The organism is Myroides sp. TSA_177.3, assembly GCF_052691955.1.
Genome location: NZ_JBQZGD010000012.1, coordinates 21628 through 41040 on the forward strand (window position 1 = coordinate 21628; position 19413 = coordinate 41040).

19 protein-coding genes are annotated in these 19413 nt (G+C 34.9%); 2 read left to right on the plus strand and 17 right to left on the minus strand.

Annotated elements, in window-relative coordinates; all coding sequences use genetic code 11:
• Positions 1-38: 38 nt before the first annotated feature.
• Together ACUTSE_RS12040 and ACUTSE_RS12045 are read right to left on the minus strand one after the other, a co-directional pair.
• On the minus strand, positions 39-530 hold the full coding sequence (locus ACUTSE_RS12040) for a DUF3127 domain-containing protein (RefSeq protein WP_002987825.1): 492 nt from the start codon (positions 528-530) through the stop codon (positions 39-41).
• Between the two features lie 22 nt (positions 531-552).
• Positions 553-1425: a flavin reductase family protein gene (locus ACUTSE_RS12045; RefSeq protein ID WP_002987827.1), complete on the minus strand. Its 873-nt coding sequence runs from the start codon at positions 1423-1425 to the stop codon at positions 553-555.
• A gap of 281 nt (positions 1426-1706) precedes the next feature.
• Here ACUTSE_RS12045 and ACUTSE_RS12050 point away from each other — a divergent pair, with 281 nt between their 5' ends.
• Positions 1707-2849, plus strand: coding sequence for a sensor histidine kinase (locus ACUTSE_RS12050; protein ID WP_115091853.1), 1143 nt, complete (start codon positions 1707-1709; stop codon positions 2847-2849).
• Between the two features lie 88 nt (positions 2850-2937).
• Here ACUTSE_RS12050 and ACUTSE_RS12055 read toward each other — a convergent pair whose 3' ends face one another.
• Positions 2938-3327, minus strand: a complete 390-nt coding sequence (locus ACUTSE_RS12055; RefSeq protein WP_445640396.1) for an HIT family protein — start codon at positions 3325-3327, stop codon at positions 2938-2940.
• Between the two features lie 19 nt (positions 3328-3346).
• Positions 3347-3823 carry a transcription elongation factor GreA gene (gene greA / locus ACUTSE_RS12060; RefSeq protein ID WP_002987830.1) on the minus strand — a complete coding sequence of 159 codons (477 nt, stop codon included), beginning with the start codon at positions 3821-3823 and terminating at the stop codon, positions 3347-3349.
• Between the two features lie 155 nt (positions 3824-3978).
• Here greA and ACUTSE_RS12065 point away from each other — a divergent pair, with 155 nt between their 5' ends.
• Positions 3979-4425, plus strand: a complete 447-nt coding sequence (locus tag ACUTSE_RS12065; RefSeq protein WP_445640397.1) for a hypothetical protein — start codon at positions 3979-3981, stop codon at positions 4423-4425.
• Positions 4426-4516: 91 nt separating this feature from the next.
• Here the strand turns inward: ACUTSE_RS12065 and ACUTSE_RS12070 are convergent, their stop codons facing one another.
• From ACUTSE_RS12070 to mscL, 13 genes are all read right to left on the minus strand, one after another.
• Positions 4517-4948, minus strand: coding sequence for a hypothetical protein (locus ACUTSE_RS12070; RefSeq protein ID WP_445640398.1), 432 nt, complete (start codon positions 4946-4948; stop codon positions 4517-4519).
• Between the two features lie 252 nt (positions 4949-5200).
• Positions 5201-5620, minus strand: coding sequence for a hypothetical protein (locus ACUTSE_RS12075; protein WP_445640399.1), 420 nt, complete (start codon positions 5618-5620; stop codon positions 5201-5203).
• A gap of 187 nt (positions 5621-5807) precedes the next feature.
• The gene (locus ACUTSE_RS12080; protein WP_445640400.1) at positions 5808-7988 is read right to left on the minus strand and encodes a TonB-dependent receptor; all 2181 of its coding nucleotides are present in this window, start codon (positions 7986-7988) and stop codon (positions 5808-5810) included.
• A gap of 183 nt (positions 7989-8171) precedes the next feature.
• On the minus strand, positions 8172-8852 hold the full coding sequence (locus tag ACUTSE_RS12085; RefSeq protein WP_445640401.1) for a glycosyltransferase family 32 protein: 681 nt from the start codon (positions 8850-8852) through the stop codon (positions 8172-8174).
• A gap of 73 nt (positions 8853-8925) precedes the next feature.
• Positions 8926-9324, minus strand: coding sequence for an alternative ribosome rescue aminoacyl-tRNA hydrolase ArfB (arfB, locus tag ACUTSE_RS12090; protein ID WP_445640402.1), 399 nt, complete (start codon positions 9322-9324; stop codon positions 8926-8928).
• Positions 9317-9943, minus strand: coding sequence for a nicotinamide riboside transporter PnuC (gene pnuC, locus ACUTSE_RS12095; protein WP_445640403.1), 627 nt, complete (start codon positions 9941-9943; stop codon positions 9317-9319). Before pnuC ends, arfB begins: the two co-directional genes overlap by 8 nt.
• Before the next feature lie 61 nt (positions 9944-10004).
• Positions 10005-10712, minus strand: coding sequence for a Bax inhibitor-1/YccA family protein (locus ACUTSE_RS12100; RefSeq protein WP_050899482.1), 708 nt, complete (start codon positions 10710-10712; stop codon positions 10005-10007).
• A 53-nt stretch (positions 10713-10765) separates the two neighbouring features.
• Positions 10766-11374: a 4'-phosphopantetheinyl transferase family protein gene (locus ACUTSE_RS12105; protein WP_445640404.1), complete on the minus strand. Its 609-nt coding sequence runs from the start codon at positions 11372-11374 to the stop codon at positions 10766-10768.
• A gap of 199 nt (positions 11375-11573) precedes the next feature.
• Positions 11574-12473: a DUF4302 domain-containing protein gene (locus tag ACUTSE_RS12110; protein WP_445640405.1), complete on the minus strand. Its 900-nt coding sequence runs from the start codon at positions 12471-12473 to the stop codon at positions 11574-11576.
• A 10-nt stretch (positions 12474-12483) separates the two neighbouring features.
• Complete coding sequence (locus ACUTSE_RS12115; RefSeq protein WP_445640406.1) at positions 12484-13596, minus strand: putative zinc-binding metallopeptidase; 1113 nt, start codon at positions 13594-13596, stop codon at positions 12484-12486.
• Positions 13597-13598: 2 nt separating this feature from the next.
• Positions 13599-15080, minus strand: a complete 1482-nt coding sequence (locus tag ACUTSE_RS12120; protein WP_445640407.1) for a RagB/SusD family nutrient uptake outer membrane protein — start codon at positions 15078-15080, stop codon at positions 13599-13601.
• 10 nt (positions 15081-15090) lie between these two features.
• On the minus strand, positions 15091-18465 hold the full coding sequence (locus ACUTSE_RS12125) for a SusC/RagA family TonB-linked outer membrane protein (protein WP_445640408.1): 3375 nt from the start codon (positions 18463-18465) through the stop codon (positions 15091-15093).
• 442 nt (positions 18466-18907) lie between these two features.
• Positions 18908-19354, minus strand: a complete 447-nt coding sequence (mscL, locus tag ACUTSE_RS12130; RefSeq protein WP_002987855.1) for a large conductance mechanosensitive channel protein MscL — start codon at positions 19352-19354, stop codon at positions 18908-18910.
• Between the last annotated feature and the right edge of the window lie 59 nt (positions 19355-19413).

The window sequence follows — 19413 nt, forward strand, 5'->3', positions numbered from 1 at the left end:
AAAAAATCCCCAATCAATTGATTAGGGATTCGTATTAATTAAAATGGTAAATCATCATGATCCTCCTCCGTGAATGACGGTGCTGGAGGGAATTGTGGAGTTTGAGGCGCTTGCGGTGCTTGTTGTGCAAACTGATTTGGTGTTCCTTGATTACCTTGGTAATTTTGGTTGAACCCTCCTGCTTGTTGTACAGGCTGCCCCATATTAGGTTGTTGTGCATATTGGTTTTGCATTGGCTGTCCCATTCCTTGTGCAGGCATGTTTCTTTCAATTCTCCAACCTTGAATTGTATTGAAATATCTTACTTCACCTTGTGGAGATGTCCACTCTCTTCCTCTTAAATTAATCGATACTTTTACTGGTTCTCCTACTTGAAAAGTATCAAGTAAGTTCACTCTATCTTGTGTAAACTCAATTAAAATATCTTGTGGATATTGTTCTTCAGTAGTAACCACAACTTCTCTTTTTCTGAAGCTTGAGCTAATATCTTGTGGCTGCCCAATCACCTTAATTCTTCCTATTACTTCCATTATATCTTTTTTTTCCTGATTGTTACTTTGCTAAAATCATATTCCAAGCCAAAGGTACATTATTTTCCTCTAAATACTTTTTAGCTTGCTTAAATTTCTTTTCAACATCACCTGATGCTACGATTTCTTTAGCCTCTGGATTTGCTACTAAAAATGCTTGAATTTCTTCTGTTGTCGGTAAATGCTCTACGTTTCCTAAGATTCCTAAATCGTTTCCTGAAAAAACCAAACTATCAATTGCCTCTTGAGGAATAATATCTACTCCTAATCCTAGTGTTGTCAATGGTTTTTCTACTTCAAACATTCCCATATTAGAGCGGCTATACCAGTTGCCTCCCATACGAGAAACTAAATCAATTTTATGTTGATCGATTCCTCCTTTTTCATTGAGGATTGCTTCGTCAATGTGCATTTTTACTACTTCGCAGATTACTAAATTACCTGCTCCGCCTTCTGTTCCTAAGCCAATCACTTCTTGTACAATGCACTCGAATTGAACAGGGCTTTCTTTTACGCGGAATGGACGAACCTCTTCCGATTCAATCATGGTAAAACCAGCTTTTACAAACTCATTTACTCCATCTTTATACTCTGTACTTGATAAAGACGTTTGTTGAACCATATCATAATTCACCACGTTAATGACCACCTGCATCGTTGCCTGTACATTGAATAACGTATGTTTACACGTATTATCACGCACGCGTCTTGAAGGAGAGAATACTAAAATTGGTGGATTAGCACTAAATAGATTAAAAAAGCTAAAAGGGGATAAATTTGGATTTCCATCAGCATCAACTGTACTAGCTAAAGCAATCGGTCTTGGTCCTACAGACCCTTGTAAAAAACCTTGCAATTCTACAGTTGAAATGTCTTTTGGGTTTATTGTTTTCATTTTATTTCTTCTTTTTAGGTAGATGAGTAAAGGTAATAAAAGCAGATTGAATCACAAAAAAACACGAGCGACAAACACCTTCTTGCAGCGCTATTTTTTCTTTTTCTTTTTCTGGTCTTTATGAAACTCAGCCTCCTCTCAATGAATACGCAAGATTCGCTTCATAATTAATCCAATCCTGCTATATGGAAAAGGAGAATTCTGCGTTTGATTAACTAGAAATGCATGAATTATATCGCATTTTTTTTAGTTACCTTTAAACATCTAAATGCATCATCATCTTGAAAATACAAAGAGAAATTATTCGCTGGACACTTATTGCAACTGCATTTGTTGTTTTGTTGCTTATACTTTGGAATACGTATTCTTTTTTTCAGACGTATAAAGAAGAAGAACGCATCAAAATGGAAATTTGGTCCACGGCATCTAATACATTAAATGAAGCGAATCCTCATGATACAAATCTTGAGCTTCCTTTGTTAATTCTGACCAACAATACTACGATTCCCATTATTCAAACCAATGACCGAGACAGCATATTAGCCATGGTCAATGTACCACTCAAGGTTCAAGAGAGTGAAGCAGAAGCACTGATTTTCTTGCGCAAGCTCAAGAATGAAAATACACCTATTGAAGTAGAGGTGGGCAAACAAAAACAGTACTTGTATTATGGGAATTCCTCTTTATTATTAAAACTGAAATACTATCCTTTAGCCTTAATTTTAATTTTCGTCTTTTTTACTGTTTTGATTATCATTTTCTATCGCAGTAATAAGATTGCCGCTCAGAATCGTTTATGGACAGGTATGGCCAAGGAAACAGCCCATCAAATAGGTACGCCTTTATCCTCGTTGTTGGGGTGGATTGAATTAATGAAGTTAGAAGAGATGAATCCGATGATTATTGAGGAAATAGAAAAAGATGTCAAGCGTCTGCAAACCATTGCGGATCGATTTTCCAAAATTGGTTCCAAACCACAATTAACGCCAGTAGATATCATTGCGGAAACGTATAAGACATATGCGTATTTTCAACAGCGATCTTCTAAACAGATTTCCTTTCATTTTTCAGCACCAGAACGAGAAATTAAAGTTTTACTCAATCCAGAATTACACAGCTGGACCATTGAGAATTTGATTAAAAATGCCATTGATGCGACTAAAGGGAAAGGGCAAATCGAACTTGTTATTTCAGCGACGAATCAGTTTGTTCATCTCTTTCTTACCGATACAGGAGGAGGAATTCCAAAAAATAAATTTGAAAAAATATTTGAGCCTGGGTATACTTCCAAAAAACGCGGTTGGGGGCTTGGGCTTTCACTTTCGCGTAGAATTGTCGAGGAATACCAAAATGGAAAAATTAGAGTTCACCATTCTGAACTAGGTAAAGGAACTACATTTGTTATTACGTATAAGATGGTGTAACTACCTAAATAAACTAGGATTAGATCAAACAAAAAAAGCAGGAGTGAAATTCACTTCTGCTTTTTTTCTATAGCTCATCAATTTGAGCTTATAAGTATTGTTGTACTTTTTTTACTACTTCTTCAAACTCTGCAGGGCTCAAGCTTTCTTTTTTACTAAAACGAATATCATCCATGGTTTGTAAAGGAATCAAGTGCACGTGAACGTGTGGCACTTCTAATCCTACAACAGACATTCCAATTCTTTTGCAAGGAACAGCTTGTTCTAAGGCTTTGGCTATTTTTCTTGAGAATTTCATCAATTCTACATAATGCTCTTCTTCCATGTCAAAGATTTTATTAATCTCTTGCTTTGGAATACACAACGTATGTCCTTTCGCATTGGGATTAATATCTAAAAAGGCTAAAAACTGATCGTTTTCAGCGATTTTATAGGCTGGAAGTTCTCCATTGATTATTTTAGTGAAAATAGAACTCATACATCCGATGTTTTAAAAATTAATCTCTTGAAATTTCAAGAATCTCAAAATTCATTTGTCCATTAGGAACTTTTATCTCTGCGATTTCACCCACAGATTTTCCTAATAATCCTTTTCCAATAGGAGAAGTTACAGAAATCTTCCCTGCTTTCAAATCAGCTTCACTTTCTGCTACTAGCGTATAGGTTAAAACCATACCATTGGATTGATTTTTAATTTTAACCGTTGAAAGTACCAATGCTTTTGATTCATCTAATTGTGATTCATCAATAATTCTAGCCGTTGATACTACCTCTTCCATTTTCGCAATTTTAAGTTCCAGTAACCCCTGTGCTTCTTTTGCAGCATCATACTCCGCATTCTCCGATAAATCCCCCTTGTCTCTTGCATCAGCAATTGCTTGTGATGCTTTTGGACGCTCTACACTTTTTAACTGCTCTAATTCATCCTTTAGCTTTTTCAGCCCCTCAGCAGTGTAATACGAAATTTTACTCATAATTAACTGGTTTATATAAATAGAAAAAATCCCATGAAACGGGATTTTCTGGTGCGTAAAATATTTTTTATATTTATTTAAATAAATTATCTAATTCTGTATAGTCTACTTGTCAAAGTTAATTAATTAAATTTGTTTTACAAATATTTTATGCGATGAAAAAAATTTTATTCTTAGTTCTTGTCCTATTATTCAGCTTTAGTTGCTCAAAAGATAGTGTGCGATATAGCAATCCGTATTTACCCAATAATCCGGTTTCTATCTTCATTGATTTAAACTTACCTGCGTATGACAAACTGAAGTTTCCCAATAATTCTGTTATTATAGAAAACCAAGGCGTAATGGGCGTAATTATTTTCAATGCGGGTCCTTATTATTTAGCGTATGACATTGCCTGTCCCAATCATCCTGTTGACCGCAATTGTTCTAGAATGAAAATGGAAAAACCAGGCGATATCTATCTTAGTTGTACATGCGAGCAACATACTACTCCACTTCAGTATAGTTTACTAACTGGAACTTCTATGACACCCGGAGCACAATATCAATTAAAACCTTATGCGGTAACACAGAAAGGAACTACTTTAAATATTAATTATTAAAGTTATACTATAAAAAAGGGATGATTAAAAAAAATCATCCCTTTTTACATTTTTTATTCTATTTATACTCGAATAACTAGAAATTCAAAGTTTATTCAGCTCTTTGAAATTCAACAGATCCTTCTGGTCTTTTAGGAGTCCATTTAATTGGTTCATTTGGATCCCACGGTTGAACAACAATTGGCCCATCTGGATTCCATGGTTCTATTACAATCGGTTCATCTGGTTCATAGGGTACTGGCAAGACATTTGACACTCTATAACCAATGTATCTACGCTGTAAATCGGATATTATCGAATTAATAACGGTCATTGTAGCCACCCCTGTGGTTCTATAGACAATTTGAATCTGATCTGGAGCATTGCGATCCCCTTTTATTGTTCTCCAAACCTGTATTTCGTATGGATATTTTTTTGCCCCTGTTATTGGCCCGGGAATTTGTCTGTCGCCATCATTTGTTGAGGCAAATGTAGGTGCACTAAAAGCCATGACTAAACCGAGTGCTACTAGAAATTTTCTCATAATTAATAATTTAATTGGTTGATGTAATTTAGCAAATTATAGTTATGTTTTTAGTTCATTTTAACTCATTAACATAATACATAGTGAAAATATACCTCTTGTTAAATAAAAATTAAATAATTATTCACCTTAGTTGCTCCACTTACAAACAGCCCTTATAAATCACCAATAAAACAAAAAAGGATGACCCTTACTAAAGATCATCCTTTTTTTCATTTTACCAATGTAGTTACATGATTAGGTGTTTGCTTTCTACATATGTTTTTTAATAGGTTCATTTGGATCCCACGGTTGTACAACAATCGGCCCTGGATTCCATGGTTCTACTACAATCGGCCCTGGATTCCATGGTTCTATTACAACAGGTGGCTCCCATGGGATAGGCACGGAATTATATACCTGATAAGTAGGAGCAGGATACATTCTCATTAAATCTGCTGTTCTTGCATTAATAACTGCTAGCGTAGCACTCCCCCCTTCTGAATGTATAAACTGAAGTTGACTTGGTTGCCCATTATGTCCTTTGATTTCTCTCCATACCTCAAGTCGATAAGGATATTTTTTTTCTCCCGTTGATGGACCTGGAATTTGTCGATCGCCATCATTTGTAGTAGCGAATGTTGGTACACTAAAGGCTATTAATAAACCTAGTGTTACTACTAATTTTCTCATAATTAAAATAATTTATTGGTTACAGGAAATTTAACAAAAATTAACCGACAAATCATTTAATTTAAACTAATTAACAAGGTATACAGCAATCCTACACCTAATGTTAAAACCAATACTTACTCTATTAACGTAATAAATTAAAGCGATAACAAAAAAAAGGATGATCTAGGACCATCCTTTTTGTATATTAAAACTTCAGCGTTAAACCTGCTAAAATATTAAAGGTTGCTTGAGGATAATACCCTGCACCATCAATGGCCTGAGTACCATCGAAATCCGACCAATAATATCCATTCGATACGTATTTTACATCAAAAATATTATTTGCTAAAACGGATACTCCAATACTTCTAAACCATTTCTTTACAGGAAACTCATAGTTCAAACTCAAGTCATTGACAAAATAAGAATCGAGTTTCGAGTTTTTTGCCTCTATATTAGACATATACTGTTCCCCAACAAATTTCGTTAGTAAGGAAACACTCATTCCCTCCAATGGGGTATAAGTTATCGCATTCGAAGCGATGAAATCTGGAGAGAAAGCAATAGACTTTGTTCCAAAATATTGCATTTCTCCTTCCCATAGGTAAGACAAGTTTTTATTTTTATTGGTGCTTACCGTCACACTTGGGTTCCAGTACCATTTTTCCAATAGTCTAACCTGAGCGTCAATTTCAATTCCTAAACGGTAACTATCTTTGATATTTTCACGTACTGATGCTCCCACATCATTCAATTGCCCTGTTAAGACCAATTGATCCTTATATTTCATATAGAAGGCATTTACATTCAGGCGCGCGCGTTCTGTTTGCATTCTCCATCCCAATTCAAAATCATCTAATTTTTCTGCCTTTGGCATTTGATTAAGCTGACGTTCTTTGTAATCCGTACGATTGGGTTCTTTATTGGCTCTTGCATAAGAGAAATAGAACTGGTTTTCCTCATTGGCCTGGAAAGTAATTCCCGCTTTTGGATTCAAGAAATTAAATTTCACATTCACTAGTCCTGTCTCTTCTCCATTGGCTTCATACGTTACTCTACGGTATTGCATATCCCCATATAGACTCCATTGTTCTGCCAATTGCCAAGTTGCTTTTGCAAAGAAATTTACATCAGTCTTCACAGCATGATCGCGATAATACTCTTGTTTGTAATCAAAATTCACCGGTTGTTTCGCCCATAAGATAGTACCAAAGTGATCGCCTTCATACTTATTCGCCCCACCACCAACAACAACGGTAACTGCGTCTGCTTTATAGTTAACGTTAAATACCATTCCATAGAAGTGATTATCCAATGCTTTGCGACGAATCAAATCTGTTCGATTCACTTCTTCCCCATTGACAAAAACAGCATCTAAACCATATTCTTTGACTTTTTGGTTCTTTTTGTAATTCTCATAATACCCATATCCTTTCGTATAGTGCAACGATACATTCGAGCTCCACAAATCGGACCATCGTTCACTCCAATGTAATTGGTAGTGATCTTGTTTATAATTATCCGTTTCGTTGTTGTAGAACTGTGTATTTCCTTCATCGTCTTTATATTTTCCTGATGGATTATAACGACGCCCATGTTCATCTATTTCCTCTTGTGATACGCCATTCCATGCTTGATAGGTCTTTTGTTTTCCACCAAAGACTAATGCTTTGATCAACGATGTATTACCAACGTATACCCCTTGCAAGAAGTACGATCTTAAATCCGAAGAGGCGCGATCAATATACCCATCCGAATGGATATCCGACAAACGACCCGCGATTTCAAATTTATCGTTTATTAATCCAGTGCTGAACTTCACCGTTGACTTGCGGGTATTATAGCTTCCAAATGAATTGGCTATTTCTCCGCTGGCTTCTTGCGAATAGTCATCCGTTTTTAAATTTAAACTAGCACCAAAAGCAGCGGAACCATTGGTTGATGTTCCAACGCCTCGCTGTAGTTGCAAGTTTTGCACCGAAGAACCAAAATCGGGCATATTCACCCAAAATGATCCTTGTGATTCACCATCGTTATACGGAATTCCATTTAAAGTTACATTCACACGTGTGGCATCAGAACCACGCACACGGAAACTCGAATAACCGATTCCATTTCCGGCATCAGTTGTTGTGACTACAGAAGTCATCTGTCCCATTAGCACAGGAATATCCTGTCCTAAATTGCGTTTAGCCAATGCGGCTTTGGACAAATTTTCATAGGCAATGGGCGATTTTCCATCCACGCGAACAGCCGATAAAACGATTTCATTCAAGGCTGTCTTTTGGATTGAATCTTGTACTGTTTGATGTTGTGCGAACCCAGGTATGGCTGCACTTAAACATAAACCAAGAATAAATAATGAATTTACGGTTACTTTTTTCATTCGTAAAAATACTTTCACAAATAAAAGGGGCAATTATTGTTTGATTAATAATTACACGTTCCCATGCAAGACATTCCTTGCACTATATTCCCTTGGCAGCATTACCTGCCCAGGTTCTACGGGTATGATCTCAGCCTGTTTGGCACCCCTTTGAGATTTGAACTGCAAATATAGTCAGTATTATTAAGAATAAAACAAACGATTGATCCAATCTTTTCTGTTTTTTCCTTGTTGCCATGAACCAGTAAAATGGTGAATTGCATGTGTATCAGAGCAAATACTATATTCACCTGTATCACAGTTCTTCGGGCTAAAAAAGGATTGAGGATAGACTACGGCTTTACAAACTTCAAGGTGTTGTTCTTGATTCGTTAATTTCAACCCATGTAACAAAAAATCCTTGGTGATTGTAATCGTATTAGGTGTAGTATAGTATTTTTTATACAAGTGCTTGCGATAAAAGGACTTGTTTTGATAAAAAGCCAATATCCTTTTTAATATAATATGTTGCTTTACACTTCCAATAACTGCAGTACTTAACAAACAATCTGATTCAAAACCGCAAAAGAATTGATGCGATAAAAAAGAATCAAAACTTTTGATAATTTCAACGTCCGTATCTAGATATATCCCTCCATGTTCATTTAATACATGTATTCGACAAACATCAGAAACGAAAGCATACTTTTTTTCTTGATAAGCTTCTTGGGCAAATCGATACTTCGCGATATCAAAATTATCTTCGGTCCAAATGATTACTTCATAGTCGGGTAAATACTTTGCAATAGAAGCTAAACATTGCATCATTTTTAAAGGGTAGACTCCTTTTCCAAACCAACACAAATGAATCTTTTTAGGAATCATAGTATAACATAAATAGTTTATCAATGATAAAACAACTACATTACACAAGAGTCACCTTTACATTATCTGTATGTTATATAATTCGCTTTCTCAATTCTTTTTTCATGGATAATTTCTTCTTGTTTTCCTGATTTTTGCGAATGACACTTTTGGGAACTTTCGTTTCTTTTCGAATCTTTTGTTGTGTGAGCGCCACCTTAAGTAAAGCGATTAACTTTTGAATGACCAATTCTTTATTCTTAATCTGGCTTCTTGTTTCTTCGGCACTCAAGATAAACAATCCCTCTTTTGAAATATAATTGCTCAGTTTCTTTGATAATCTACTTTTTTCTTCTTCATTAAAGACAGTTGAATCTGCTAGATTCCAAAACAAAACTACTTTAGAAGAAACTTTATTGACATGTTGTCCTCCTGCTCCACCACTGCGCACTGCTTTAAAATTTAATTCTCTAATTAATTCTTGTCTATCCATGAGTCACTTCTTCTTTTTTTAAAATTTTATACCAAGCAATATACGCTTGGATAACCAATATAGTAAAAATTATAAACTGGATAGCTAAAATTCCCAATCCTCGATAAGCATATAACGGAACAGAAATGATATTTCCAATCAACCACATGGTCCAATTTTCGATCTTCTTCAAAGCCATATAGTACATTCCTAAAAAGAACACACCCGAAGTCAAAATATCGATATAATTCTCTGGAGCTATTGGCGTATCCGTCAGGCGGTATACTGCATATACAATTACAATCGTAAGTACAAAAACTGCTACTCCTATTCTCTTTTCTTTGGCATTCGTTCGACTAATTTGTACGACTTGTTCCCCTGCCTTCATTCTAGACCAATTATACCAACCATAAATGCTCATACAAGAATAGTATCCATTGAGTATCATATCGCCCAAATAACCGGCTAAATAAAGCAAATAGACTGTAATTACCGTTGCTATTAAACCTGTAGGGTAGACGAGAATATTTTCTTTGCCAGCATACCACACACTGAGGATACCAAAAACAAAAACGATACTTTCTAATCCAATATTGAGCCAGCTTGTTTCGCGATAGGCTCCAAAGAAAAACTCAATCATACATTTAGCTTATAAAAAAAGCCATACGAATCGTATGGCTTTACTGTATCTTTTACTTCGATTAATTGTTTCTACTCATTAAGATTCTCAGGATATACCAGAACAATAGCATTAATGACGCAAACAAACTCAACGCTGCAGGCACATATTGATCTGCTGCATATTCATTTTTAATTTGCCAAGTTGAATATAAGATTGAACCCGATGCCAAAGCTACCATGGCTAAAGAAAACCATAAGCCTAGATCAAAACCAAACAACATTCCCGCAACAATAGTTCCTAAAGCTAAGAAAAATCCAATCGTTAGAATAGAACGCATGAATGAAAAGTTTGCATTCGATCCAAATACAACACCTGTTAATCCTAAAAATAAAGCTAGTGTCAATACACCTGCTTGAACGATCAACGATGAATCTCCAGTCATGCTTAATGCAACAACTAAAATAGGAACGAACAAAAAGGCTTCTGCCAACACATACAACATAAACCCAGCATATTGTTGTGGTTTATTTGCAGTTTTATAAGTCAAGTTTTGAGCAAACCAAGTAATTCCCATAAAGGCACCTAAGATGATTAACCAAGAGAATTTACCCATACCCAATAATTGAAACATCCCATTTACTACGAAAGGTGTATTCAATAAAATGGTTTCAAATACAATAAATGCAAGTACACCTAAAGCTAAATTACCATAGGTTCTTCTGTAAAACTGTGCTTTAACCGTATCCGATTCATGTGCAACAGCATAAATAGGTTGATTATCTTCCATATCTAAAATTTTCGAGCAATTTACGAAAATTGACTCAATTTTCATTTACTATTTTAATAACTAACAACAAATACGTAATCTTCTATGCGAAAAGTTTGATAGTGCATATTAATTTTAAAATCACCTTGACTAATCTTCGCTTGTTTCTGTTTAACATCGACATCCATATCTTGAGCGAAACTCAGACTGCGCGAATTGCACATTTTAAACAACGCCTCTTTCACAGACCAAATCTCCGTTAAATACTCTTTTTTATCTTCTAAAGAAACTGGTGCCAAGGCTAATTCTTTTTCATTACAAAATTTACCACTCAAACGGATAATTTTATCGCGAATCAATTCGACGTCAACTCCAATATTTTTTTCACTAATAGCGACTATCGCATAATCAAATGAATGAGAAATCGAAATATGTTTCCTTGTACATAAACTTGGTTTACCATTTGTATCATAGCACAAGTCCACATCAGCAATATTTAATTGACGTAAAACTTGACGAACAGCTAAAAAAGCCTTTTGATGATTCTCGGACTTCATCTTAGTCAAACGTTCTTGGCTGATGGCACTTAATTGAAGTGATGCTCTTAATTCCTCTAAGGATTCGGTAATATGCCAAACATAAAGTGTTCCCGAATCTACTATAATTTCTTTTACTACTGCCATAACTAAAAAAGTCAGTATAACTATACTGACTAAGTGAATTACAAAAATACAATTTGTTTGAAACAAATAGGAAAATGGCAGCAAACAAATTTTATATAACATGCATATGATACTTAAAAAACGACGTAAAAATAAAAGCCCTCGTTATGAAACGAGGGCTTTGTATATTAAGTCGTACTAAGTACAAGCTTTCAATGTATTAAGGACGAATCAAGATTGAGTTGTTCTCATCTGCTTCCCCATAATAAGCTGAACCGATCCAGATTAATTTATCAATTGTCAATCCGTTTTCTAATTCTAAAGCAGGTTTCAATATAACTTCATCTGTTTCTAAATTAGCAGCAAACGTAACTGCACCAGTATCGGTTAAAACTTCGTCAATACTTTTTTGACCATTTTGAGAAACAATCTTACCGATATAAGCGGCGCGCATACCAGGCATAGGTTCAAAGTTCAAACGTTTTGATCTACCATCTTGGATCAACGTAACGTTTCTCATTGTTTCTAACTTATTATATACAGCCCATTGATCATCAAATCTAAATGCTTTTTCTTCTGCTGTTGCTTTGCGAAAAACAACTTTTTGATTTGTCATGAAACCAACAGTTTCAACATCACCATTTGCTAAGTAATCACTAAACATAAATTCAATATCACTACGATTATTATATAATGATTCTTTACCATCAATATCTAAATAAAATCCTTGAGTAAAATCATGAACTTTATTATGTAATGGAAAACTCAACGCAAAAGTACGCAACATAGTGAAATTGAATTCTGATTTTTGAGCATTTAAATCCCCAAGATCAAAATCAGATTTAATATTCACTGAAAAATCATCTTCAAAGTCGAACCATAAATTAAATTCTCCCAACATAACACCTCCATCAGGTCTAAATGTTGCAATCCAACCGTTATCACTTTCAGTTGTCAAATGATTTTTTAGTTTAGCTTTTGCTTCTCTAAGTCTAATGATTGGATCCTGATCATAAATATCATTGTCATTATTTTGACAAGAAGTTAGCGTACCACTTGCAGCAATTAAAACAACAAGTGAACCTCCAACTATTTTTAAATATCTTTTTATATTCTTCATAATTCAATCTTTATTTTAACTGCAATTCTGCATCTGCATGCAACTGACAGTGTCTAACTACCTCTTCCGTTACAAAACTTGTCTTATAAGTCTTTTTTTCAAAAGTAATTGTATTAGTCAATCCTCCGTTTAACATTGGAGAGCTTGCAGCATTTAAATTTGCAACACGTACTAACTCTTCGAAATCAATTTTGAACTTACTCCAAAAATATTCCTTAACTAATTCGTATTTATACAAGATCTTTTGTACTCCTCCTGGTTTATAAATATCCACAGTTAAACCATATCTATCGCGTTCTGCTTGAGTCATGTTCTCATAGCTACGTACTTGATCTAACATTTTAGTAACATCTTCAGGTTTAGTAGTTAAATAATATGAAGCCACTTCTGCGAAATCTTCAATAATATTTGAACGTGAATATCCTGTAACAAATCCTAAGACATTACCGTATGCATTAATATTCCAATCTTCACCATTCTGTTGTAATTTTTTATTTGGTCTTCTTGGATCTAATGTAGTTTCCAACTGATACCAGCTTGGTGTATAATCTCCTAAGTTCATTTTACCAAAATTAGGTTGATTAAACTCCTCTTTTTGGTTAATGATATGGATATACTCGTGTTGAATAGTATGGATAAACTCTTTTGCAGATTCAACATTTGTACGTAAGTAATCTACTTCATACAATGTAATTTGTACTCCACCAGAAGCAAGTCCAAGTGTACGTGTTCCATTTTCGTTGAACGCATATCCTCCAGCTGCTAATAAACTCATAGGTCTTAAGTCTTTCACAAACTCTTTTCCAGCAACCGAGTCATACGTTTTTAACCAAACGTGATTAACCATTTCGAAAGCTGGAATTACATTTTCTTTACGTGGTGGGTTAAGGTTTCTTGTATTATCTGTAGTTGACCCATAGATATTACGGTCCCATTTATAATGAACACGCATATTATATGGCTCTGTAAATGTCTTATACAAATATGCGTCCACTTCGCTTTCAGACGTTTGAGGTCCTTCTGGCAAATAACTTTGGTTATCTAACTTATCATCGTTATTACAACTAAATAGTACAAAACCAAAAGCAAATAAACTTAAAATTCTTACATATGTATTTTTCATAATTATCTAGGATTTGGTGTTAAACCTGCTCCAAGAGCTGATTGAGGTAATTGAACTGCCTTACGTGGGTCATTCTTAGTTAGAACATCTTTCGTACCTTCTACTATGAAACTATGTTCAACTTCTAAATTAAAACGTTTGATGTCGTACCATCTATTTCCTAAATGCATAAATTCAAGACGTCTCATTTCAGAAACATACTTCATCAACTTACGTTGTGTTTCATCTATATTATAGAATGGTTGATAAGCACTTGCATCTCCAGCATTAGCAAGTAGTGTATTTAATCTTACTGTACCTTCATTTCCACCACCTCTTGTTCTGAATTTAGCAAAATACCCCATCATTAATGCCGCTTTATCGAATTCACCTTTCATGATAGTTGCTTCAATACGATACAAATATGCTTCATCAGTTGTTAATAACGGAACGTTCACATAAGGTTGACCAATACCTGCTGATTGATTAGAGTAAACGAAATACTCATAGAATCTAGTATAGAAGTTCACATCCTGACTTGCTTGTAATACAACATATGAATACTGTTTTCCAAATGGATTAAATCTTGCACTACCAACAGTAGCTTGATAAATTGGTTCAGTATAACCAAATCTAATTCTTGGATACAAACGATCTAATGTACTTCTCGTACCAGCAGCCAACAAGTTCGCAGCAGCATCACCACTTCCAAAAAACTGTGCTTGTTGATCCCAAGTCATTTTACTTAATTCATCATAATCTCTTAATGAAGTTGGATTATCTCCTAAGAAATTAGTGTATTCTAATACTTTATCCCAGTCACCTTTAAAAGCGAAAAAACGAGCTGCTAAAGCATAACCAGCTTCTCTTGTAAAGTGAAACGATGGCACTTTAAAGAAATTACTTCCTGGTGCTAATTTTACTCCTTCTTCGATGTCGGCTTCTAACTTAGCATAAAACTCAGCTAAAGTACCACGAGAGTATTCTTTAATTAAATCTTCTTCTACTTCATTTACATAAGGAATACCTAATTTTGAATCCGCAGTATTTGGATCATATGCCTCACAGAAAGTCATAGCTAACATCCAATGTGCATAAGCACGAGCTAATAAAGCTTCTCCTCTGATTCCATCGCGATTTTCTTTACTAGTCGTAATTCCTTCAATAGCTTGTAATGCTTGGTTAGCTTGTGCAATCGCATTATAAGCACTTTCCCAGTACTCTGCAGGAGAGTCTATTCCCTCCTGTTTTTCATCTTTCCATGAATAGTATGCTGTATTATCCACGTAAGTATTTTGGGTACGCTTAGAATCTCCAAAGTTATCAGTCATTGCCTCTAATGCGTAGAAATTATTTGCACTTGGATAAGCAAACACTAGTAATTCTTTGATTTTCTCAGCACTGTCTAACCTCGTTCTTTCATCTGGGTTTTCCTCCAGGAAACTAGAACAACCTACTAGAGCAATCCCCGCAACGATACCTGTTATATATTTTAAATATCTCATGTTTCTTAAATTAAATTGATAAGTTCAATGTTAACGTATACTGTCTAGTCACAGGCATAGCAACTCCACCCGTTCTAAAGAACTCAGGATCTTGTCCATTTAACTTCTTATCAGAGTACAACAAGAATGGGTTTGTAACTGACATTTTCAATCCAAATGATGATACACCAATTTGTTTCTTGAATAACTCAGGGAATTCATATCCTAAAGTAATATTCTTGATACGGATGAAATCACCTTTAGCAATACGTTGATCTGAATAGTTATAAGCATTGTAAGCTCTATCTAAACTACGTCCATATTTTGCAATCATATCTGCAGAAGCAATAATAGGCACATTTGTTGTGTTCTCATCACCAGCAATCACCCAACGGTTGTTCATTGCTTTTGTGAAGATTTGCGTATCATTATACTCTGAAGTGAAACTTGGATCTAAACGAACCACGTTACCCCAAGCAGCTACAGTCATTACATCTAACGACCAGTTTTCGTACTGGAATGTATTGTTGAAACCAATCGTTTTATTTGGTTCAACAGATCCTTCATATTTTAAGTATCCAACTACATTTTGTGTATCTTGGAAGTTAGCTCCTCCAACGTTATCCGTTTCACCATCAGCCATAACGAAAGTTGGTAAACCTTCTCCATTTAGACCTGTAAATTGGTAAGAATATAATGAGTTACGAGCATTTCCAACTACGTTACCTCCAATATTACTGATTAAGTCAAAAGCACTAGGCTCATATGCTAATTTTGTAATTTCTTGGTTATAGTAAGAGAAGTTTAAGTTAGAAGTCCATTTGAATGATTCACTAACAACATTTCTTGTTGTCAAACTTAACTCAACCCCTTTTGTTGTCATATCCGCGTTGTTCCCCCATTTAGAAACTTCTCCTCCAATACCTGAAGTTCTGATACGATCCACTAAGTCGAATGCTTTACGTTGATAAACATCAGCTACTAAGTAAATTCTTCCACCTAAGAATCCCATATCAACACCAAGGTTAGCTTCATATTGCTTTTCCCAAGTTAAATCAGCATTTTTAAGGTTAACGATGTTCATTCCTACTTCACGTGATTCTGGATCAAAACGAGATACAGTCAATGCATTTTTAAACACAGCTGATGAATTCGATGCAGGTCCTGCAGTTGCAGTTAAACCGTACGAACCTCTTAAGCTCAAATCAGAAAACACTTTTTGGTCTAACATCCATTTTTCTTGAATAATATTCCATTTTCCTGAAGCTGTCCAAGTAGGCAACCACATTGCACCTGATTCACCTTGTTGGTTTGAAGCATCATAACGACCTGTTAATGAAGCTGTATATCTTCCATCATATGTATAGTTTACTCTTCCGAAGAAACCAGCATTACGATCTTTATCAAATCCTCTGCTATATAATGCATCTCCTTCTGCAAATAACTTACGGTATAATTTGTAGTTTGGATTCCCTAAGTATCCTTTATCAAACATCACACCATATGTATCATTTGAATTGTAATCACGGTCGATTACTCTAATCTCAGCTCCTGCGAAAGCGTTGATTTCATGTTGTCCAGTTTTTCCAAAGATATTATCATAAGAGAAAGAGTTTCTCCAGTTGATTGCAGACATTTTATTTTGGAATCTGTACCAAATACCACCATCTTTCAATACCACTTCTTTCTCAGCATCTAAGTTAGCTGGATCTTGGTATAAATAGATATTTTGTTGTTTTACAATCATTGTTTCGTCAGCTCTAAATGCGCGAACAACGTTTGAAGATTCTTTAATATCGTGGTCACGATCTGAAATCACATAACGTAATGATGCTGAAGAGTTGAATTTCAATCCATCCATTAACTTATATTCGAAATCAGCTTGTAATTTAATATCTTTTACATCTAAATTTAATGAGTTATTATTCAACTCATCTAACACGTTAAATGGTGCCCAGTTTTGTCTGTAATACTCATAATTACCTTCATTATCATAAGGACGTAACGCTCTTGAAGTATTTAACGCGTAGTTAAACGGGTTAATATCAAAGTCACGAGAAACAGAACCTCCAACAGGATCCGCTTGACGGTCGAAACTTCCTGGAGCATCTTGCTTTCTACTAGAGAAAATAGTTGACAATCCTAAATTCATTCTGTCATTGAAATAGAACGTAGTCTTCAAGTTAGCTGTAATACGCTGTACTTGATCTGCTACAGTCCATCCTGGATCTTTCATATATCCAACTGACGCATAGTAAGTTGCATTTTCACTACCTCCACTGAAACTCAATGAGTGATTTTGCATAATTGACGGTCTAAATAAATGTTTAAACCAATCTGTATTTGCATATTCGTATTGACGTAAGAAGTCATATTTCCCCTCATCAGTATTGAATTGGTTATAACCACCTTTACCATCCATACCACCTTTTGGATCGTATGCCCAAATTTCTTTAAACCATAAATTATAGATACCACCATATCTACCTTGAGAAATTGTAGGATCAGTTAACAATCCTTTTTCCTCCATTTCTAATAGGATACCCATTGAAGCTTGAGAGTTCAAAATATCGTATGTCCCATAAGTTGGCACTTCACGAACTGTGTTCTCCATATTATAGCTCACCGTTAAAGGCGTATTTTTTCTACCTGATTTAGTAGTAATTACAACCACCCCATTCATCGCGCGAGCACCATAAATAGAAGTAGCAGCAGCATCTTTCAAAATCTCAATACTCAACACGTCATTCGCGTTTAACCCTGCAACAGCAGAACTTAACATAGTTGAAGCGTTACCTGAAGCTAAATCCTCGAAAGAAACGTTGATAATTTCTTCTTGAACCATACCATCAATAACCCATAACGGTTTTGTATCACCAAAAATAGAAGAAGAACCACGAACTGTGATTTTCGGTGCAGCACCAAATGTACCAGTAACGTTTTGTACTGTTACCCCAGCTGCTTTCCCTTCGATCATTCTACTCACGTCAGGAACACCATCTACTTTTAATTCTTTTTCAGAAATTCTACTAACTGCCCCTGTAAACGTTCTTTTGTTCACAGACTCGTAACCTGTTGTAACGATGTTAATCTCGTCTAACGTACTATCTTCTTTTAAGACTACGTTTATAACGCTGGCTTTTCCGACTTTTTTCTCCACAGAATTCATCATAACAAATGAAAACACTAAAACAGCATTATCATCTTTTACGTTAATGGAGAAATTACCATCTAAGTCAGTACCAACACCTTCTTGGGTACCTTTAATCAACACACTCGCTCCTGGAAGAGGATACCCATCCCCATCAGAAACGCGTCCTGTAACCTTTCTGCTTTGCGCAAACCCCTCATTTACCATTAGCAAGGCTGCTATAACAAAGAAGAAATGAAGTACAATTTTCCTCATGTTTTATTAATTTTAAATTGTTTAACAAACAAATAACAAAAAATCGACATTTGCTAATTTTATGTTATTTTTTTACAATACGAAAAAGTTAAAAAATGTATCGCATTGTTTTACAAACAATTACAAAGACACCCCTTAAAGTCTAATTCTATGCGGGAAGATACAGTATAATATAACGAAAAACAAAATCTTAAAAGAATATACAAACCATAAAAACAGATGTTAACAAAAGCAAAATAATCAAACAATAGCAACAAAACAACCTATCAAAGTTAACAATACACCCCCAATTATTGCATCATCTTAATTTCTGCTAAATAAAACTTTAACTAAATTAAAAACAAGATGAAAAACATCTTTAAAATCTACTTTAATAAAGCGCATAAAAAAAGGAGATTGGTTAGTTCCAATCTCCTTTTTTCTTTGATTAAATTATAATCGTTTATTTTCCTTGATTTTTCAACAAATCTCTGATCTCTGCCAATAAGTCCTCTTGCGTTGGTGCTGGTGGTCCTGCTGGCTCTGGTGCAACTGCAGCCTCTTCTTTCTTTCTCAATTGGTTAATTCCTTTTACCATTAAGAATACACAGAATGCCAATAACGTAAAGTTGATTACCTCTGTAATGAAACTACCGTATGCAAAGATAACGTTACCATCTACTCCTCTTGCTGCAGCTAAAGGTGCGCCATCTGGAGCATCTCCTTTTAAAACTACATACATATTGGTAAAGTCTGGTGTACCAATGATTGCAGACACTAAGGGCATAATAACATCATTTACGATACTTGTAACGATTTTACCAAATGCTCCCCCAATGATAACCCCTACTGCTAGGTCCATTACATTGCCTTTTACAGCAAATTCTTTAAATTCTTTTAAAAATCCCATAGTTAAATTTTTATTGATTGCTTTTAACAAAAATACTTATTTTATTCTAAAAAAAAACT

What these genes read in the sequence shown, in the direction of transcription:
- arfB (WP_445640402.1), bottom strand. Translation starts at nt 9,324, where the DNA reads ATGGATAGACAAGAATTAATTAGAGAATTAAATTTTAAAGCAGTGCGC.
- ACUTSE_RS12080 (WP_445640400.1), bottom strand. Translation starts at nt 7,988, where the DNA reads ATGAAAAAAGTAACCGTAAATTCATTATTTATTCTTGGTTTATGTTTA.
- ACUTSE_RS12065 (WP_445640397.1), top strand. Translation starts at nt 3,979, where the DNA reads ATGAAAAAAATTTTATTCTTAGTTCTTGTCCTATTATTCAGCTTTAGT.
- pnuC (WP_445640403.1), bottom strand. Translation starts at nt 9,943, where the DNA reads ATGATTGAGTTTTTCTTTGGAGCCTATCGCGAAACAAGCTGGCTCAAT.
- ACUTSE_RS12120 (WP_445640407.1), bottom strand. Translation starts at nt 15,080, where the DNA reads ATGAGATATTTAAAATATATAACAGGTATCGTTGCGGGGATTGCTCTA.
- greA (WP_002987830.1), bottom strand. Translation starts at nt 3,823, where the DNA reads ATGAGTAAAATTTCGTATTACACTGCTGAGGGGCTGAAAAAGCTAAAG.
- ACUTSE_RS12055 (WP_445640396.1), bottom strand. Translation starts at nt 3,327, where the DNA reads ATGAGTTCTATTTTCACTAAAATAATCAATGGAGAACTTCCAGCCTAT.
- ACUTSE_RS12105 (WP_445640404.1), bottom strand. Translation starts at nt 11,374, where the DNA reads ATGGCAGTAGTAAAAGAAATTATAGTAGATTCGGGAACACTTTATGTT.
- ACUTSE_RS12110 (WP_445640405.1), bottom strand. Translation starts at nt 12,473, where the DNA reads ATGAAGAATATAAAAAGATATTTAAAAATAGTTGGAGGTTCACTTGTT.
- ACUTSE_RS12125 (WP_445640408.1), bottom strand. Translation starts at nt 18,465, where the DNA reads ATGAGGAAAATTGTACTTCATTTCTTCTTTGTTATAGCAGCCTTGCTA.
- ACUTSE_RS12100 (WP_050899482.1), bottom strand. Translation starts at nt 10,712, where the DNA reads ATGGAAGATAATCAACCTATTTATGCTGTTGCACATGAATCGGATACG.
- mscL (WP_002987855.1), bottom strand. Translation starts at nt 19,354, where the DNA reads ATGGGATTTTTAAAAGAATTTAAAGAATTTGCTGTAAAAGGCAATGTA.
- ACUTSE_RS12040 (WP_002987825.1), bottom strand. Translation starts at nt 530, where the DNA reads ATGGAAGTAATAGGAAGAATTAAGGTGATTGGGCAGCCACAAGATATT.
- ACUTSE_RS12085 (WP_445640401.1), bottom strand. Translation starts at nt 8,852, where the DNA reads ATGATTCCTAAAAAGATTCATTTGTGTTGGTTTGGAAAAGGAGTCTAC.
- ACUTSE_RS12115 (WP_445640406.1), bottom strand. Translation starts at nt 13,596, where the DNA reads ATGAAAAATACATATGTAAGAATTTTAAGTTTATTTGCTTTTGGTTTT.
- ACUTSE_RS12045 (WP_002987827.1), bottom strand. Translation starts at nt 1,425, where the DNA reads ATGAAAACAATAAACCCAAAAGACATTTCAACTGTAGAATTGCAAGGT.
- ACUTSE_RS12070 (WP_445640398.1), bottom strand. Translation starts at nt 4,948, where the DNA reads ATGAGAAAATTTCTAGTAGCACTCGGTTTAGTCATGGCTTTTAGTGCA.
- ACUTSE_RS12075 (WP_445640399.1), bottom strand. Translation starts at nt 5,620, where the DNA reads ATGAGAAAATTAGTAGTAACACTAGGTTTATTAATAGCCTTTAGTGTA.